This window comes from Pseudoduganella danionis, assembly GCF_009720775.1.
GTDB classification, from domain to species: Bacteria; Pseudomonadota; Gammaproteobacteria; order Burkholderiales; family Burkholderiaceae_D; genus Rugamonas; species Rugamonas danionis.
Genome location: NZ_WNKW01000003.1, coordinates 391,293 through 409,852 on the forward strand (window position 1 = coordinate 391,293; position 18,560 = coordinate 409,852).

Here is an 18,560-nt window from a genome sequence, read left to right on the forward strand (position 1 = left end):
AGGACAGGGACCACATGGCCTTATGTTCCTCGCCTACATAGCACTGTGTTGTGCGCCTATAAGCTGAGGCACAAGGCGTGGCTATAGTTGTGTTCATCAGGTCGCATAGACCGGCAACGCACAAAGAGGTCCGCCATGATTGCACACACCGGTTCCGCCACTGGCACCATCAGCCTGCTGGGTGCCCAGCAAAACGAATTACTGCGCGCACTGTCGCGCGAAGAGCTGATCGCGCTGTTCTCTCATCTGGAACTGATGCCGCTGGCGGCGGGTAAACACCTGTTCGATGTGGGGCAGGAACTCGACAGTGCCTACTTTCCTACCAATGCCATCGTCTCGCTGCAATACGTGACGGAAGATGGCGGCGCCAGCGAGATCGCCGTGGTGGGGCGCGAAGGCGTGGTGGGCGTGTCGATGTACGAGGGTGAATGCGCCAACTGTACGGCCGTGGTGCAGACGGCCGGCTACGGCTACCGCATCCGCGCCGCCGTGCTGCGCACGGCCTTCTTCGATGGCGGCGCACTGGCGCAGCAACTGATGCGCCATGCCAGCGCCCTGTTTGCCCAGTTGGCGCAGACGGTGGCGGGCGTACGCCACGGCAGCATAGAACAGCGTTTGTGCCGCTGGCTGCTGGACCGGCTCGACCGCTCGATCTCCAACGAACTCAAAGTGACGCAGGAAATGATCGCCAGCCTGCTCGGCGTGCGGCGCGAAAGCATCACGGGTTGCGCCGGCAAATTGCAGGATGATGGCCTGATCGAATACCGGCGCGGCACGGTGGTGGTGCTGGACCGCAGCGCCGTGGAAAGGCGCGCCGGCAGCTGCTACGTCGCCAGCTAAACTGGCTTAGAAGCGCCGGCTCAGGGTGGCGCGCAGCGAGCGTGCTTCGATGGGATGGAAATGCACATCGCTGACGGCCTGCGCTTCGCCCTGCAGGCGTGAAGCATAGTAGTAGTCGATGGCGGAATCGCGCCGGTTGGTCAGATTGTAGGCTTCCAGTGCCAAATGTAGCTGCTTGCCCAGCTTCCAGCCCAGACGGCCATTGAGCGTCATGCTGCTGCGCGAGCGCACGCTGTTATCTTCGGTCAGCGGGCGCGGGCCGAAGTAGCGCAGCTTGAGCGCGGCCGAATACGGCCCGCCATTATCCACGCTGATGGCCAGTTGCCCCGTGCCTTCGATGGCGCCGGCGATGCGGTCGTCCGGCGCGGCCACGCCGCGCGAGCGCGCCCGTGCATACGCCAGATCGAGGTCGATCGAGAGCCAGCGCAACGGTTTGTAATAGTGCGACAGTTCGATGCCATAGCGGCGGCTCGGCGGCCCCGCCTCGGTAGTGCCGGCATCGCCGACGAAGCTCAGTTCCGAATCGAAGTCCAGCCGGTACAGCGATACCACGCTTTGCAGGCCGGGCAGCCAGTTGCTGCGTGCGCCCAGTTCCAGTCCGCGCGAGCGCACCAGCGGCGTGACGCGATCGGCCTGCTCGCCACTGGCCGGATCGACGTGCAGCGTGGTGCCGCGCGCATCGTTGCTGTGGAAGCCGTTGCCGGCATTGGCGTAGAACTCGCTTTGCTGCCACGGGCTGTAGACCAGATTCACACTGGGGCTCAGCAGATGGTCGTCGGCCTTGCCGCTATTGGCGGCGCGGTCGCTGCGGACATCATAACGGTAGTAATCGAAGCGTGCACCGGCTGTGCTGCGCAGGCTGTCGCTCCAGCGTGTCAACTGCTGCAGATACAGGCCGGCGCTGGATTCGACGATGTGATCCTGCCGTGTCACGGCCAGCGTCTGGCGCGCCTGCGTGCGCAGCAGGGCGTTGTAGATATTGTCGTTCTGTAGTTGCAGGCCTAGCGTGATGGTGCTGCTGGCGTCACCGTTGTCGCTGTGCCGGTGCCAGCTCTGGCTGGCCTGCAGGCCGCTGGTCACCCGTTTATCGGGCTGGGCGAACTGGTCGCCGTGCTGCGGGTCTTCCATGAAATAAGTGAAGTTGGAATACAGCGCGAGCTGGCTGGCGATCAGGTAGGCGCTGACGCTGCTGGCGCTATCGTCGCTGCTGCGGCGCCAGCCGCCGGACAGGCTGTAGCGGTGCGCGCTGCCGCCGTCGCTCTGGTCTATACCATCGTAACGGCTCAGCGTACCCGCTTGCACGGCGCGCAGCGGTATCTGGTCGGTGGCGTTCCAGTTGCCGCGGTACAGCATCAGGCCCGCATGGAAGCCATTGCTGGCATAGCCTTCGCTGTAGCGCAGCACGGCGTTGAGTTTCTGGTAGTCGTCCGGACGCGTGTAGGGGCCATCGTTGTGCTGCAGTTCCAGCGCGTACAGCAGGCTGCCCTGAGTGGCGCCGCGTTCGATATCGACGGAGTCGGCCAGCAGCGTGCGCGCATAGCCAGTCTGCCCGCCCGTGACACTGGCCACGCCTTGCAGCAGGCGGCTGGCATACACGACGGAGACGGCGCCGGCCGAAGCGAAGTCGCCTTCGGTCGCCGAATACGGGCCTTTTTTGTAGTCCAGCCGCACGGCCAATTCGGGGATCAGGAAATTCAGATCGGTCCAGCCCTGACCGTGGGCGTGGCTGCGCTGGTTGACGGGCATATCGTCTACCGTGGTGCGCAGGTCGGTACCGTGATCGAGGTTGAAGCCGCGCAGATAGAACTGGTTGGCCTTGCCTTCGCCGCTATGCTGGCTGACGATCAGGCCCGGCGTGGCTTCCAGCATTTCGGCTGCGCGATACACGCTGCGCTGGGCCAGTTCCTGCTGGCCTATGCTGCCCATGCTGGCTGCATCGGCCACGCCGAGCGGGTTGCTGCGGCTGCCATCGACGAGCACGCGCTGCATCACCAGATCGTCGGCCTGCGCCGTGCTGCTCAGTGTAAGGGCGACGGCGATGGCCAGCGTGGCCGGACTAGCGGACTTCCAGCTTAACGTGCTGCTGGTCGAAGATAAGCGTCTGGACGGGGCCATCGGTCTGTACATTGACGGTATTTTTCTGCGCCGGCTGGAAGTCGATCAGCACAGTGTTGTGGATGCGGGTGGCCGGCGCCAGCTTGCGGCCGGCGATTTCCTGATAGATGGTGACGCTATCGGCATCGGCCTTCACGCCCAGCCATTCTAGCGGCAGGCGCCGGCCGCCCGCATCTTCCAGATAGAACTGGCGCTCGACATATTTGCGGATGGCCGCTTCGCTGTCAGGCTGGCCCAGATCGAGATTGCGGCCATACAGATCGGTGAGCAGGGTGACCAGATCGTGCGCCGTGTAAGTGTGCACGATCTCGGTGTTGCCGCTGCGGGCGTTATAACTGATGTCGGCCAGCCCCATGTGGAAATTGTGGGCCGCCGCGCTGCCCGCAGCCAGCAGGCCGCCAGCCAGCAACAGGGTGCTGGCCAGCAGGCTCAGAGCCGGTAGACGCCGCTTCATTCGCTGGCAGCTTCCTTGCTGTCTTTGCCGTCTTTGCTGTCCTTGGACTTGAGCGGGGTATTGAAGTCGCGCATCAGGTTGTTGCGGTCACGCTCGGTCTTGAACAGTTCCACGCGCGACTGGGTCACTTTACGCGGCCAGCTATTGTTGCTGGTGTCGATGTCGGCCGTTTCCCAGTAAGGGTCCTGGGTCAGGCCTACCATGGGCTCGTCCGTGACGATCAGCTTGGTGATCTTCTTGGGCGAGTAGCGCCAGACTTCGGCCGGAATGCGCTCGACGTATTTCTTGCCGCTCTTCAGTTCGATTTCCAGGATCAGCGGCATGACCAGACCACCGAGGTTGGAGAAGTCCACCAGATACAGGTGCTTGCCCTGATCCAGCAGCGCTTTTTCCCAAGGCTCGAGCTTCTCGACCGCCTCCGCATAGGTATTGCGGTCCTTGTTGGTGACGGTGAATTCGTCATGGTCGTTGTAGAAGTCCTTCAGTTCCGGATGGCTGTCCAGACGCTTGGGCAGCTCCTTGTTGCGCTGTTCGGAAACGGAGATAGGCTGGGCGTCTTTCTGGGCCTTCTTCCAGGCTTTCTCTTTTTCCGGATCCTTGGTGCTCACGCCGTATTCGCTGATGCCGTCGATGCTGATATCGACCGGATCAGTGGTGTAGAACCAGCCGCGCCAGAACCAGTCGAGGTCCGTGCCGGACGCATCTTCCATGGTGCGGAAGAAGTCGGCCGGAGTAGGGCGCTTGAACTTCCAGCGGCGCGCGTACTCCTTGAACGCGTGGTCGAACAGTTCGCGGCCCAGGATGGTTTCGCGCAGGATGTTCAGGCCCGTAGCCGGTTTGGCATAGGCGTTGTTACCGAATTGCAGCAGCGATTCGGAATTGGTCATGATGGGCACCTGATTCTGGCTGCGCATGTAGTCGACGATGTTGCGCGGTTCGCCACGGCGCGACGGGTAGTTGTCTTCCCATGCCTGCTCGGCCAGATACTGCACGAAGGTGTTGAGGCCTTCATCCATCCAGGTCCACTGGCGCTCGTCCGAGTTGATGATCATCGGGTAGTAGTTGTGGCCTACCTCGTGGATGATCACGCCGATCAGACCGTATTTGGTCTGCTGCGACCAGGTCAGCTCGCCCGTCTTCTTGTCCTTGCTCGGGCGCGGGCCGTTGAAGGAAATCATAGGGTATTCCATGCCGCCCACAGGGCCGTTGACGGAAATCGCGGTCGGATACGGATAGTCGAAGCTGAACTTGTTGTACTGCTCGATGGTGTGGATGATGGCCTGGGTGCTGTACTTGCCCCACAGCGGATTGCCTTCCTTCGGATAGTAGGACATGGCCATGAGGTTGCTGCCATCTTTTTTGTAGCCCTGTGCATCCCAGATGAATTTGCGGCTGGAAGCCCAGGCAAAGTCGCGCACATTGGCGGCCTTGAAGTGCCAGGTCTTGGACGCTTTGCTGACCGACTTCTCGGCTTTTTCCGCTTCTTCCTGCGTCACGATGACGACCGGCGCGCTGGCCGTACGGGCCTTGTTGAAGCGCTCGCGCTGGGCTGCCGTCAGCACTTCGCCCACATTCTGCAGTTCACCCGTAGCCGCCACCACGTGGTCGGCCGGTACCGTTAACTGCACATCATAGTCGCCGAATTCCAGCGTGAATTCGCCCGAACCGAGGAATTGCTTGTGCTGCCAGCCCATCACGTCGTAGTAGGCGGCCATGCGCGGGAACCACTGGGCGATTTCGAACAGGTCGTTCTTGTCTTCCTCGAAGTGCTCGTAGCCTGAACGGCCGCCCAGCACCTTCTGTTCGTTGATGTTGTAGGACCAGTCGATATTGAAGGCATAGCTCTGGCCCGGCTTGAGCGGGGTGGGCAGGTCGATGCGCATCATGGTGCGGTTGATCACGTATTTCAGCGGCTGGCCGCCGGCCGTAACGGCCTTGATATTGAAGCCGCCGTCGAAATCGATACCGGCCAGGATGCTGCGCATGCCTTCGAACTTGAAGCCATCTTCGGCCGTGCGGCCTTTGGCCCAGGCTTCACGCGAAGGCTGGGTCAGCATCTTGCGTGCGTCGGAATCTTTTTTGTAGATGTTCTGGTCCAGCTGCACCCACAGGTAGTGCAGGGTGTCGGGCGAATTATTGTGATAGCGGATCTGCTCGCTGCCGCTGATGGCGCGCTTGCTTTCGTCCAGTGTGGCACGGATGGTGTAGTCGGCCCGCTGCTGCCAGTAGGCGGCACCGGGCGCACCGGAAGCCGTGCGGTAGGTATTCGGGGTGGGGAGGACTTCGTCGAGCTGACGGAATTTGTCGTCGAAGGGTTCGGCCGCATAGGCGGACACCGTCAGGCACAGGGCCAGATAGCCAAAAGTCTTGCGCATAGTTTGTATTTCCTATGTTTACCCAAAGAAAAAAAGCTAGTGTATAGCAATCTTTCCAAGATTAACTGGCTGATACAATAAAATACAAACTAATCGCTCACTAGCCATCAGCAAGTAGTTGCTGATGGCTATCAGGCTGAGTTTATTTGCTGCGTACGCGACGGCGTGCCAGACCGATCAGGCCCAGACCACCCAGCAGCATGGCGTAGGTTTCAGGTTCCGGCACTGCGGCCACCGTCCCATTGATCAGGAAAGGCATCTCGGCCGATAGATTGCTGCCACTATCGATCACGGTGGCAAAAGCTCCACCGGCAGTCGCCTGCATGGCATTGCCGGTGCGTGCATCCGCCGTGGGAGGCTGCCATGGACCGGAAGCGAGCGTGCCGCCTATGCTCCAGGTCAGCCAGTAATGGCCGCTCGCGAGTGTCACGTCGGGGATGTCCGCTTCAAGCTGGTAGATAGGGCGTAGAGTGTTGGTGAGCGTGGAGGCTGTAACCCGGTAGCCGACCTGGCCGCCATTGCCGACGCTCGTGGTGCCAGAAGCGACCACGCTGCCCGTATTCACATCATTGCCTGCCACGATGCTCCACACGGCGTTAGTGAAAGTGAAGGACGTGGCGCCGGTCTGGTAAGCGAAAAAGCTCACGCTGGAAACGTTCCATGCACTGCCGTTAGCGACGGTGAAATCGTCGGCCATGCGGTTGCCCGAGGCCACCTGTTCTCCCCAGCCTAGTGTGGTAGCACTGCCTGCCAGCACGGACAGATTGCTCGCATTCACTACCGGACCGTTGTCATGCAAAATCGCCGCCTGGCTCAGGCCTGCAGCCAGTGCGAGCACCGTAAATACAGTTTTTTTCATGTACCCCCCCTTTTTTTATATCAGTAGGAGAGGAAAAAATATCATTATATTATTGATAATTCAATTAATATTTTTGAATTACTGTTTATCACTGCTGAGATTGTAGTATTTCGGTCAATACACGGCCTTCGGAGCCGGCGGGTGGGCGCACGCGCAGCAGATGGGCCAGCGTGGGCGCGATGTCCATGACTTCGGCGTACTGGCCATACGCGCCTGCTTTAATCCAGCGTTTGCCCATGATCAGCAGGGGAACGTTGGTGTCGTAGGCGTAAGGCGAGCCGTGCGAGGTGCCGCTGCTGCCCGTGCCGAAGTACCAGTAGGGCTTGGCGACCACCATCAGGTCGCCCGAAGCTTCGCGGTTCCAGGCGCGGCGCATCAGCGTGGCCATGCGGGTGGTGTTGGCAGCGCCGCTTTCCAGTTGGGTGCGGGTGTAGGCTTCGACGATGCCTTTCTGCGCCAGCAGGAAGCGGGCCGCGGCCGTTTCGACTTCCTCGCGTTTCAGGCCGCTTTTTTCGATCTGCTGGTAATCGAGGTGGATGTTGGGCAGCGACCATGCGCTCAGCAGCTTGGCGCCGCCGAATTTGGCGCTCAGGTGCTGGTCCAGTGCTTTCATCATGGCGCCACCGTCGATGCGTTCGGCCTCGATGTGCTGGGTGCGCGAGAATTCCGGCGTGTTGGGGAAGCCGTGGTCGGCCGTCAGCACCACCAGCACATTGTCCATGCCTACGCGCTTGTCGAGGTAGTTGAAGAATTCGGCCAGCATGCGGTCGACGCGTTGCAGGTGGTCGTGCGACAGCTTGCTTTCGGGGCCGAACGCGTGGTTCACATAATCGTGCGCCGACAGGCTCACGCCGAGCAGATCGGGCACGCCGGCCGGATTGCGGCCCAGATTCTCGCCTTCCACGGCGGCGCGTGCGAAGTCCAGCGTCAGCTGGTCCAGATACGGGCCAGTCTTCAGCAGGTTGTAGTAGTCGGCATCGATATTGCCGCTTTCGCTGTAGTAGCTGAACGGCAGGCGGTTATGCGTGCCGGCCTTGACTTGATTGAGTTCTTCCGGTGCGTCGCCCGCATAGGCGGCGGCTGGCAGCAGCGGTGCCCAGGTCTTGCCGTAGTAGCGGTCCTGCGGCTTGCCGGCCTGATACTGCTGCACCCAGGCCGGATGCTGCTGCATATAGTAGCTGCTGCTGGCGAAGTTGCCTGTCTTGTCCATGTACATATACGCGGTACCGGTTTTGCCGGCCAGCAGAATCGCGCCGCGGTCCTTGCCCGACACGGCCACCACCTTGGACTGGCCGCCCGTGGCATAGCGCAGCTGGTCGCCCAGCGTATCGACTTTCAGGCGGGTCGGCGCCGTGCCGTCGCTAGGCTTGGTTTCTTCGTTCAGGTAGTGGTAGTTGGTGTCTTCCGTGCAGTAGACCGATTTGCCCGTTTGCGGATCGATCCAGTTATTGCCGATGATGCCGTGCACATAGGGGTAGGCGCCCGTCAGTACGGCGCTGTGGCCGATGGCGGTAACGGTGATGCCGTGCGCCTGATGGGCGTTGTTGAACGAGGCGCCCTGATCGAGCATGCGGCGCAGGCCGCCCTGGCCGAACTGCTCGCGGTAGCGCAGCACCTGCTCATTGGGCAGACCATCAACCACCAGCACCACTACCAGCTTGGGCTGGGCGGGATGGGCTGTAGTGGCAGGGGCAGCGTGGATGGCGAGAGGCTGTGCCAGCAGGGCGCTGGCGACGACGAGGGCGGGCAGGGACAGTTGCTTGATCATGGGCAGTGGTTGTAGGTTTTAGAGTTAAAGCGGCACATAGCGTATCACGTTGTGGCGCAAATGTTAGTCCCTGCTTGTGACAGCAGGATGACAATCAAGAGCGGGCCCGGCAAGACGGCATGCAGCGGCGGCCATCGCCGGCACCTCTGTGCTGCGTCAACCGGCAGGCGCGGCGGCGCAGTATCGTCGGCATAGCCTGAGTGCAGGTCTAAGCAGGTCTAAGCAGGTTTAACTATTCGAGGAGCCCGTCATGCCGACCATCAGCCTACCCCGTATTCTGCCTGGCAGCGCGCAGTCTGCCGTGCCCGGCGCGCGCGCGCTGGGCCCGGTCGATGGTGCTTTGCTGCTGGAGATTACCCTGCGCCTGCGCGCTGCCGTCAGCGATGCCAGCGACGATGCGGCCGCGCGCGGCGATCAGCTGCCACGCCAGCGCGTGTACCTGAGCCGCAGCCAGTGCGCGCAGGCGCATGGCGCCAGCGAGGCCGACATTGCGCGGGTGCGCGATTTTGCCAACAGCAAGGGCTTGCACATGCTGTCATCCAGCGTGGCCCAGCGCCGCGTGGTGCTGTCCGGCACGGCGCAGCAGATGGCGCAGCTGTTCGGCGCCCAGTTGCAGCAATACCAGACGGGCGATGGCAGCTTCCGCGGCCGCACGGGTGAACTCCTGGTGCCTGCCGAGCTGGCCGATGTGGTGGAGGGCGTGTTCGGGCTGGACGACCGGCCCATCGCCACGCCGCGCTTCCGCCAGCGCGCGGCGCAGAATCCGGGCGGAGAGCCGCTACCCTTAGCCTATACGCCGCCCCAGCTGGCGCAGATGTACCAGTTCCCGCCGGGACTGGACGGCAGCGGCCAGTGCATAGGCTTGATCGAGCTGGGCGGCGGCAGCCGTGCGGCCGATCTGCGCCTCTATTTCAAATCGCTGGGGCTGAAGGCGCCACGGGTGCGCAGCATCGCCATCGATCACGGCGCCAACCGGCCCGGCCATGATGCCAGTGCCGATATCGAAGTGATGCTCGACATCGAGATTGCCGGTGCGCTCGCGCCGGGTGCGCAGATCGCCGTGTATTTTGCCCCCAACAACGAGCGCGGCTTTCTCGATGCCGTCACTGCCGCCGTGCACGACGATGTGCACAAGCCGTCCATCATTTCCATTAGCTGGGGCGCACCCGAATCCGCCTGGACCGAGCAGGCCATGGGCGCCATCGAGCAGGTGTTCGGGCTGGCGGCCAGCATGGGCGTGACCATCCTGTGCGCAGCCGGCGATAACGGCGCCACCGATGGCGTGGGCGATGGCGACCTGCATGTGGACTTTCCCGCCTCGGCCCCCCATGCGCTGGCCTGCGGCGGTACCCGCCTCGCCGTCTATCCCGATTGCGAACTGTGCGAAGTGGTGTGGAATGGTGGTCCGGCACTGGCTTCGGGCGGCGGCTACAGCCGCTATTTCAGTCGCCCCGGCTATCAGTCCACGCTGGCCGGCGCGGCCAGCTTCCGCGGCCTGCCCGATGTGACGGGGCATGCCGATCCGGCCAGCGGCTATTGCATCCGCGTCAATGGTCAGGAGCAGATCGTGGGCGGCACCAGCGCTGTGGCGCCGCTGTGGGCCGGCTTGCTGGCGCGTATCAACCAGCAACTGGGTTATCCGGTCGGTTTTCTGCATCCGCTGCTGTATGGCGCGCTGCGCGGGCAGGGCGCCACGCGCGATGTGGCACAGGGCACGAACGGGGCCATGGCGGCCGTGCCGGGCTGGGATGCCGGCAGCGGCTGGGGCAGTCCCGTGGGCGGTCGGCTGTTACAGTTGCTCAGCGCCTGAGCAGAGCGATGGGGCGCGGAATTGATTGTAAAAAGACACACTAATGCAGCAAAAAATGCGAATATGTGCCCCTAAGGATTTGTTCAGCTAGCTGGCCGGCGGGGCGCGGCCATTTTGTGGGGGCACCTGTGAGACAAAAATATGTACAGCAGCAGACAGCGCTGGCGCTACTGGCCGCGGCAGCGCTGAGCGGATGCGCACTTGGTCCGGATTTCAAACGGCCGGAAGTTCCGGCCGCAGCAGGCAGCAGCTATACCGCCACGGCCTTGCCGGCCCAGACGGCTTCGGCCGCGGGCGTCACAGGCGGCGCGGCCCAGCAGTTCGTGGCGGGACAGGAATTGCCGGCCCTGTGGTGGCAGCTATTCAGTTCGCCGGCACTTGATGAACTGGTGCGTGCCGCGCTGGCCGGCAACCCCTCCATGGCCGCTGCAGAAGCCAGCTTGCGCCAGGCGCAGGAATCCTACAAGGCGCAGGCCGGCAGCCTCAACTATCCCTCGGTGAATGGCCAGCTCGGTGTGGCGCGGGAAAAACTGGCGCCTGCCAGTGCCGGCAATGGTGCCGGCGTGTTCACGCTGTACAACGCTTCCGTGGCCGTGGCCTATACGCCCGATGTGTTCGGCGCCAGCCGGCGTACGCTGGAAGGCGCGCAGGCCCAGGTCGATTATCAGCGCTTCCAGGTGGAAGCTACTTATCTGGCACTCAGCGCGAATGTGGTGACGACGGCCATACGCAGCGCATCCCTGCAGGCCCAGCTCAAGGCCACGCAGGAAGTACAGGATGCGCTGGCCAAGCAACTGGCCGTGATCGAGAAACAGTTCGAGCTGGGCGCGATTCCGCGTACCACCTTGCTCAGTCAGCGCAACCAGCTGGCCCAGGTGCGCGCCAGCGTGCCGCCGCTGGAAAAAGCGCTGGCGCAGAGTCGTCATCAGCTATCCGTGCTGGCCGGCCGTCTGCCGGGCGAGGGCGGCCTGCCCGAGTTCACGCTGGAATCGCTGACCTTGCCGCAGCAACTGCCCGTGTCGCTGCCGTCGGCACTGGTGCGCCAGCGGCCTGATATCCGCGCCAGCGAAGAATTGCTGCATGCTGCCAGCGCTGCGATCGGGGTGGCCACGGCCGCGCAATATCCGCAGCTAACGCTGAGCGGCAGCTATGGATCGTCGGCGCAAAGCTTCGGCAAACTGTTCGATGCGGAAACCACGGCCTGGAGTCTGGCCAGCAATCTGACGGCGCCCATCTTTAACGGCGGTGCGCTGAGTGCGAAAAAGCGGGCGGCCGAAGCGGCATATGACGGGGCGGCCGCGCAGTACCGCGCTACCGTGCTGGCCGCGTTCCAGGATGTGGCCGATAGCTTGCGGGCGCTCGATAGCGATGCTGCTGCGCTGAAAGCGCAGGCAGAAGCCGATGCACTGGCGGCCGAAGCGCTGGCTCTGGCCACCCAGCAGTACAAGCTGGGCGGCATCAGCTATCTGGCGCTGCTGGATGCCCAGCGCAGCTACCAGCAAGCCCATGTGGCGCTGGTGCAGGCGCAAGCGGCGCGCTATGCCGATACGGCCGCGCTGTTCCAGGCGCTCGGGGGCGGCTGGTGGAACCGCAATGGCGGAGCCGCTGCTGCCAGCACCGTGTCGGCCGCGCCCGTGTATGGCAGCAGTGGCCGTTAATCCGCATTCCCATCAGGCCGGGGGCGCCTACGCCGCCGGACAACTATTCCTTTGATCTTCAGGCAGGAGACTGATTCATGACCAAGCGCATGTTCATCATGATAGGCGGCGTAGTCGTGCTGATCGCCGTACTGGCGTTCGGCAAATATATGCAGATTCAGAAGCTGATCGCTTCTGCACCCAAGCCCGGTGCCCAGACGGTCACGGCGATCAAGGCCGAGCTGTCCGCATGGCAGCCGCAGATCAACTCGGTGGGCACGCTGGTGCCTGTGCGCGGTGTCGATGTGAGTACCGAGCTGGCCGGCATGGTGCGGCAGGTGCATATCCGTTCGGGCGAGGAAGTGCGCGCCGGTCAGGTACTGTTCACGCTGAATGCGGAAGCCGATGTGGCCCAGTTGCAGGCCCTGCAGGCAGCGGCCGAACTGTCCGCGTCCGTGCTCAAGCGCGACAAGCTGCAGTTCGCTGCCCAGGCCATCAGCCAGGCCCAGCTCGATGCCGACGAGGCCGACCTGAAGAGCCGCAAGGCACAGGCGGCGCAGGCGCAGGCGCTGGTGGAGAAAAAGACCATACGTGCGCCGTTTGCCGGCAAGCTCGGCATCACGGCCGTCAATCCGGGCCAGTTCCTCAACGCGGGTGACAAGCTGGTGACGCTGCAGACTATCGATACCGTGTATGTGGACTTTTTCGTGCCGCAACGCCAGTTGGCCGGCCTGTCGCTGGGCCAGAAGCTGAACCTGACGGCCGATGCCTATCCCGGCGTAACGTTTGCCGGCAAGGTGACGTCGATCAGCCCGAAAGTCGATGCCGCGACGCGCAATGTGCAGGTGGAAGCGACCGTGCCGAATGGCAAACGCCAGCTACTGCCCGGCATGTTCGCCAATGTCAGCCTCGATCAGGGGGAGAAGAAGGAATACCTGACCTTGCCGCAGACGGCGATTACCTACAACCCGTATGGCGCTACCGTATTCGTGCTGGCACCGTCGACGGCCAAGGATGGCCCCAAGGATGACAAGGGCAATGCCCAACTGGTGGCCCAGCAGGTATTCGTGACGACTGGCCCTACCCGCGGCGATCAGGTGGCCGTGCTGACGGGCCTGAAGCCGGGCCAGGTGGTGGTCACCAGCGGCCAGCTCAAGCTGAAGAATGGCACGCCTGCCGTGATCGACAACAAGGTGCAACCGGCCAACAATCCTAGCCCGACGCCGCAGGAACACTAAGGAAAGCCGCGCCATGAATTTTACCGACATCTTCATTAAGCGGCCCGTACTGGCCAGCGTGGTGAGCCTGCTGATCGTCGTGCTGGGCCTGCGTTCGCTGTTCAGCTTGCCGATCAACCAGTATCCGAAAACCCAGAATGCGGTGGTGACGATTTCCACCACCTACTATGGTGCCGATGCGGCAACGGTGGCCGGCTTTATCACCCAGCCGCTGGAATCGGCTATTGCGCAGGCGCAGGGTATCGATTACCTGTCTTCGTCCAGCAACAGCGGGGTGTCCATCATCACGGCCACGCTGCGGCTCAACTATGATTCCAACCGCGCGCTGACGGAAATTACCACGCAGGTGAACTCGGTACGCAACCAGTTGCCGCAGCAAGCCCAGCAGCCGGTGCTGACGGTGCAGATGGGCCAGACGACCGACGCCATGTACATGGGCTTCTACAGCGATACGCTGCCGACCAATAATGTGACGGACTTTCTGGCGCGCGTGGTCAAGCCCAAGCTCGATTCCATCCAGGGCGTGCAGACGGCCGAGCTGCTCGGCGCACGCCAGTTCGCGCTGCGCGCCTGGCTCGATGCGGGCAAGATGGCTGCGCATGGCGTGACGGCAGCCGACGTCAGCGCGGCGCTGGCGCAGAATAACTATCTGACGGGACTCGGTGCGACCAAGGGCCAGATGGTGACCGTGCCGCTGACGGCCGGCACCGATCTGCATACGGTGGAAGAATTCAAGGCGCTGGCCATCAAGCAGGAGGGCGGCGCCATCGTCCATCTGGAAGATGTTGCCACCGTCACGCTGGGTTCGGAAAACTATGACTTCAACGTGGCCTTCAGCGGCGTGCGCTCGGTGTTCATCGGCATCAAGGTGGCGCCGGAAGCCAATATTCTCGACGTGGCCAAGCGGGTGCGCCAGGCTTTCCCTGCCATCAAGGAACAGTTGCCGAATGGCCTGACGGGGGAAATCGTCTATGACTCCACCGAGTTCATCAACACCTCCATCGAGGAAGTGGTGAAAACGCTGGTGGAAGCACTGCTGATCGTGACGGTGGTGATCTATCTGTTCCTCGGCAGCCTGCGCGCCGTGATCGTGCCCGTGATCGCCATGCCGCTGTCGCTGATCGGTACTTTCTTCGTGATGCTGCTGCTCGGCTATTCGATCAACCTGCTGACCCTGCTGGCGATTGTGCTGGCCATCGGGCTGGTGGTGGATGACGCGATTATCGTGGTGGAAAACGTCGACCGTCACATGAAGCAGGGCATGAAACCGTTCGACGCAGCCATCATCGCGGCGCGCGAACTGGGTAGTCCGATTCTGGCCATGACGGTGGTGCTGGTGGCCGTGTATGTGCCGATCGGCTTCCAGGGCGGCCTGACGGGCGCGCTGTTTACTGAATTCGCCTTCACGCTGGCCGGTGCCGTGGCTGTGTCGGGCATTGTTGCGCTGACGCTGTCGCCGATGATGTGCGGCCATTTCTTCGATCCCAAGCAGGATGAAGGCAAGTTCGTCAAAGCCATCGACCGCGTATTCGACAAGGTGCACCATGGCTATCTACGCGTGCTGCACAACCTGCTCAATACCTGGCCCGTGCTGATCGTGATGGGCGTGATCCTGAGCCTGCTGCTGGCGCTGATGTTCCAGATGTCGCAGTCGGAACTGGCGCCGGAAGAAGATCAGGGCATCGTGCTGTCGCAGGTGGTGGGTGCGCCGACGGCGACCTCCGACCAGATGCAGGCCTATGCCAAGCAGATTTTCGATGTCGCGCGTGCGCTGCCCGAATACGAGCAGATGTTCCAGATTACCGGTGTGCCGACCACCAATGCCGGCTTCGGCGGGGTGCTGTTCAAATCGTGGGAAAAGCGTAGCCGCTCGGCCCAGGAAATCCAGCAGGAATTGCAGCACAAGTGGAACGGCGTGGCCGGCGGCCGCGTGGCGGCCTTCCAGTTCCCGCCGCTGCCGGGCAGCTCGGGCCTGCCCGTGCAATTCGTGATTACCACCACCGAGCCGTTCGAGAATCTGAACACGGTGGCGCAGGCCGTGCTGGCCAAGGCGCAGAAGGATAACAAGTTCTACTTCGCCGACGTCGATCTGAAAATCGATGCACCGCAGGCACGCGTGGAGGTGGACCGCGACAAGCTGGCCACGCTGGGCCTGACCCAGCAGGACTTCGGCAATGCCATGGGCGCAGCGCTCGGTGGCGGCTATGTCAACTACTTCTCGATTTCGGGCCGCTCCTACAAGGTGATTCCGCAAGTGCAGCAGGTAGACCGTCTGAATCCCGACGATGTGCTGAACTTCTATATCAAGGCGCCGAACGGCAGCATGATACCTGCTTCTACCGTGGCCACCATCAAGTACTCGGTGCAGCCGGAATCCGTCACGCGCTTCCAGCAGCTCAATTCGGCGACCATTTCCGGCGTGTCCGGTGCCTCGCAGGGCGAGATACTGGAATATCTGCGCAATGCGGTCAAAGAAGTGGCGCCATCCGGTTACACGGTGGACTACTCGGGCGCATCGCGCCAGTATGTGAGCGAATCGGGCGGCTTCATGGTGACCATGGCGTTTGCCGTGATCATCGTATTCCTCGCGCTGGCCGCCCAGTTCGAGAGCTTCCGCGATCCGGTGGTGATCCTGTTCTCGGTGCCGATGGCCCTGTTCGGCGCCATGACCTTCATCTTCCTCGGCTTCGCTTCCATCAACATCTATACCCAGGTGGGGCTGGTGACGCTGATGGGGCTGATATCCAAACATGGTATTCTGATCGTGGAAGTGGCTAACCACCTGCGCGCGGCCGGCAAGAGCAAGCGTGAAGCCATCGAGGAAGCGGCAGCTACGCGTCTGCGGCCTATCCTGATGACGACGGCGGCGATGGTGTTCGGCGTGGTGCCACTGGTAATTGCTTCGGGTGCGGGTGCCGCAGGTCGCCATGCCATGGGTCTGGTGATCTTTACCGGTCTGTCTATCGGTACGCTGTTCACCCTGTTCGTGGTACCTGCCATGTATCTGTTCCTGTCCGGCCAGCACAAGGTCGATCCGCAGGCACAGGCACAGGCAGCGGCAGGCCATGGCCACGCAGCGGAGCCGACGACGTAACAGAAAGTGAAGATGGTAGAACAATTAAAAACGGCAGCCAGCTCTTTGCGCTGGCTGCATGGAGACAAGAAACGTAGTCTGGAAGAAGTGATACTGGTGTTGCTGTGCATGATAAGCATCGCCAGTGTGCTGCCGTTTGCGCTGTTCCGGCTGTGGGAAGGCAGCTGGCTGTCGGCCACGGTGGATATGTCGCTGGTGCTGGTGTTTGCAGCCGTGATCGTGCATGTGCTGCGTACCGGCAGACACCGCGTGGCCAGCTTGCTGGTCACGCTATTCTATTCGGCCGGCATGCTGGCCACCGTGTATCTGCGCGGCGTGCCCATGGTGTACTGGGTTTACCCGACCACCATCGCTGCGTATTTCATCCTGCGTCCACGCGTGGCACTGGCGATCAATACGGTTGCGCTGCTGGTGCTGGTGGTGATTTTGAGCCGCCTGCTGGTCACGCTGAACCTGCTGACCATAGTGGTGACGATAGGGCTGGTGAACCTGTTTGCGTATATTTTTGCCTATCGTACGGGCTTGCAGACGCGCGCCTTGCACACGGAAGTGGAACGCGATTTCCTCACAGGCGTGCTGAACCGGCGTGCGCTGGACCGCAAGCTGGGCGACTATGCCGACGAGCGCCGTCCGCACATGGATTCCTGTCTGCTGCTGCTCGATCTGGACCACTTCAAATCCATCAATGACGAATACGGCCATGCCGTGGGCGATACCGTGCTGGTACGTCTGTGCACGGTGCTGCGCCAGCATACGCGTGCCTCGGACCGCATCTTCCGCTATGGCGGCGAAGAGTTTGCCATCATCGCCAGTGGTGCCGAGGCGGATGCTGCCCTGCGTCTGGCCGAGAATCTGCGTGTGGCCGTCTCGCTGGCCCAGCTGCTTGAGCAGCGCCCCGTGACGGTATCGATAGGCGTGGCCATGATGGACAAACGCACCTCGCCCAGAGAGTGGCTGCTGCAGGCCGACCAGATGCTGTACCGGGCCAAGGAAGAAGGGCGCAATACCGTGCGGATTGCGCCATACAGGGAGGCATGATGGGGCAAACAGGATGCATGCGCGCGGCACGCAAGCCGCTGGTGTGGCTGCTGGCGGCGGCCGTAGCAGGCAGCAGCGTGCTGGCGGAGCCGGCACCGGCCCATGCGCAGAATGGCGCGGGGCAAAACCACGGAAAGGCGCAAGCTGCGCCACAGGAACTGCTAGTGAGCGATGTGGCGCTCGATCTGCAGGCGGCTCCCGTGCTATCGGATGAACTGATACGCAAGGCAGTGCGCGATACGGTGGCGGAAGACCCTCACCCGCAGGCGCTGGCGGCGCGCAATGCGGCAGCCTATGGGGCAGCAACGGTGACGGTACAGGACAGGATGACGACGGCCTTCAATCAGGCCAAGGTGCCGGACTGTCTGCATGACGATGCCCTGAAACTGCAGCCCGCCTACATCGGTCCGTTCGCGGTGGTGGGGCCGTTTTCGCTGCCGTGGGTAGTGGCTGCGGCCTTGCGAGGCAAGTGCCGCTAGCCTGGGCAGCTTACAGCGATCAGAAAGGTTTAACGCCTATCAGGGCCTGATGGATCCAGTGGGCGAAAGCCAGTGCCAGGAAACCGCCCAGCAGCACCGTGGTTACGGTAGCGCCGGTGGTGCCGGCGGCATAGCTGGTGCCGGCGGCGGCATCGCGCTGGATGGCCGAACGCAGCAGCATGACCGACCACACGAGGAAGCTGCCGAACAATATCACTTCATGCAGCTGGCCATTGCTCAGCAGATGAGCCAAAGACCAGACCATCACGCCCAGCGTCATCGGATGATGGAGTCTGGCCTTGATGCTGTTGTGGGGGATGTAGGCTGCCGTCAGCAGGATGAAGGACACCATCATCAGCACGGCGGCCACGTGGTGCATATACGAAGGCGGCACCCACAGCACTTCGGGATCGCGTCCCGCTTCGAAGAAGCCGCGCAGGAAGGTGGCAAAGCCGGCGATCGAACCCAGTCCGTAGATGCACTTCCAGCGTGGCTCGCCGATATTCGCGCGCAGCGAAGAGCGCCAGCCGTCGGCAAAGATACGGGTGGAGTGGAGGCCTAGAAACATCATCAAGCCCAGAACGAGGAATTCCATGAGCGTCCCCTGTTATGCGTTAGCGTTGATAAAAGATACACCGGCTTTACTGGCGTTGCAACATTAATGCATGTCAGATTCAACTTATTCTGCAGGCCTGATTCGGTGCGGCGCAGCATGGAAATCTGTGATTTCTGTCGCAACGGAATTGCCCCCTAAAGCCGCCCCTTCAGCCCAGAGGATATGCGGGAAAATTGGCTTGTGGCGCCGCAGCAAAGCGGTGTTGCAGCGGCGCAATCTCAGTCACGGTCTCGCGCG

Annotated in this window: 13 protein-coding genes; 7 read left to right on the top strand and 6 right to left on the bottom strand. The window is 62.3% G+C overall.

The features are described from left to right. The first annotated feature begins 135 nt into the window (after window positions 1-135). Window positions 136-840, top strand: coding sequence for a Crp/Fnr family transcriptional regulator (locus GM655_RS13425; protein ID WP_155435164.1), 705 nt, complete (start codon window positions 136-138; stop codon window positions 838-840). A 6-nt stretch (window positions 841-846) separates the two neighbouring features. On the opposite strand, the gene GM655_RS13430 is transcribed toward GM655_RS13425, so the two are convergent. The 5 genes from GM655_RS13430 to GM655_RS13450 all read right to left on the bottom strand — a co-directional run bounded on the left by GM655_RS13430 (window position 847) and on the right by GM655_RS13450 (window position 8,411). Then, window positions 847-2,955, bottom strand: coding sequence for a TonB-dependent receptor (locus GM655_RS13430; protein WP_155435165.1), 2,109 nt, complete (start codon window positions 2,953-2,955; stop codon window positions 847-849). Further along, window positions 2,897-3,409: a DUF6702 family protein gene (locus GM655_RS13435; RefSeq protein WP_155435166.1), complete on the bottom strand. Its 513-nt coding sequence runs from the start codon at window positions 3,407-3,409 to the stop codon at window positions 2,897-2,899. Before GM655_RS13435 ends, GM655_RS13430 begins: the two co-directional genes overlap by 59 nt. Further along, complete coding sequence (locus GM655_RS13440) at window positions 3,406-5,784, bottom strand: M1 family metallopeptidase (RefSeq protein ID WP_155435167.1); 2,379 nt, start codon at window positions 5,782-5,784, stop codon at window positions 3,406-3,408. The genes GM655_RS13435 and GM655_RS13440 overlap by 4 nt, the downstream gene beginning before the upstream one ends. 142 nt (window positions 5,785-5,926) lie before the next feature. After that, window positions 5,927-6,643: a PEP-CTERM sorting domain-containing protein gene (locus GM655_RS13445; RefSeq protein WP_155435168.1), complete on the bottom strand. Its 717-nt coding sequence runs from the start codon at window positions 6,641-6,643 to the stop codon at window positions 5,927-5,929. A gap of 88 nt (window positions 6,644-6,731) precedes the next feature. Beyond that, window positions 6,732-8,411 (bottom strand): alkaline phosphatase family protein, encoded by a 1,680-nt coding sequence (locus GM655_RS13450; RefSeq protein ID WP_155435169.1) that lies wholly within the window; start codon window positions 8,409-8,411, stop codon window positions 6,732-6,734. Window positions 8,412-8,661: 250 nt separating this feature from the next. On the opposite strand from GM655_RS13450, the gene GM655_RS13455 reads away from it, so the two are divergent. The 6 genes from GM655_RS13455 to GM655_RS13480 all read left to right on the top strand — a co-directional run bounded on the left by GM655_RS13455 (window position 8,662) and on the right by GM655_RS13480 (window position 17,707). Next, complete coding sequence (locus GM655_RS13455) at window positions 8,662-10,221, top strand: S53 family peptidase (RefSeq protein WP_155435170.1); 1,560 nt, start codon at window positions 8,662-8,664, stop codon at window positions 10,219-10,221. Between the two features lie 128 nt (window positions 10,222-10,349). After that, complete coding sequence (locus GM655_RS13460) at window positions 10,350-11,879, top strand: efflux transporter outer membrane subunit (RefSeq protein ID WP_371866806.1); 1,530 nt, start codon at window positions 10,350-10,352, stop codon at window positions 11,877-11,879. Between the two features lie 77 nt (window positions 11,880-11,956). Then, window positions 11,957-13,096, top strand: coding sequence for an efflux RND transporter periplasmic adaptor subunit (locus tag GM655_RS13465; protein WP_155435171.1), 1,140 nt, complete (start codon window positions 11,957-11,959; stop codon window positions 13,094-13,096). A gap of 13 nt (window positions 13,097-13,109) precedes the next feature. Next, window positions 13,110-16,190 (top strand): efflux RND transporter permease subunit, encoded by a 3,081-nt coding sequence (locus GM655_RS13470; protein ID WP_155435172.1) that lies wholly within the window; start codon window positions 13,110-13,112, stop codon window positions 16,188-16,190. Window positions 16,191-16,202: 12 nt separating this feature from the next. Continuing rightward, on the top strand, window positions 16,203-17,228 hold the full coding sequence (locus GM655_RS13475) for a GGDEF domain-containing protein (protein WP_155435173.1): 1,026 nt from the start codon (window positions 16,203-16,205) through the stop codon (window positions 17,226-17,228). A gap of 17 nt (window positions 17,229-17,245) precedes the next feature. Next, window positions 17,246-17,707: a hypothetical protein gene (locus GM655_RS13480; protein ID WP_155435174.1), complete on the top strand. Its 462-nt coding sequence runs from the start codon at window positions 17,246-17,248 to the stop codon at window positions 17,705-17,707. A gap of 19 nt (window positions 17,708-17,726) precedes the next feature. Here GM655_RS13480 and GM655_RS13485 read toward each other — a convergent pair whose 3' ends face one another. Continuing rightward, entirely contained in the window at window positions 17,727-18,302 is a 576-nt protein-coding gene (locus GM655_RS13485; protein ID WP_155435175.1) for an NnrU family protein, read from the bottom strand. Window positions 18,303-18,560: the final 258 nt, after the last annotated feature.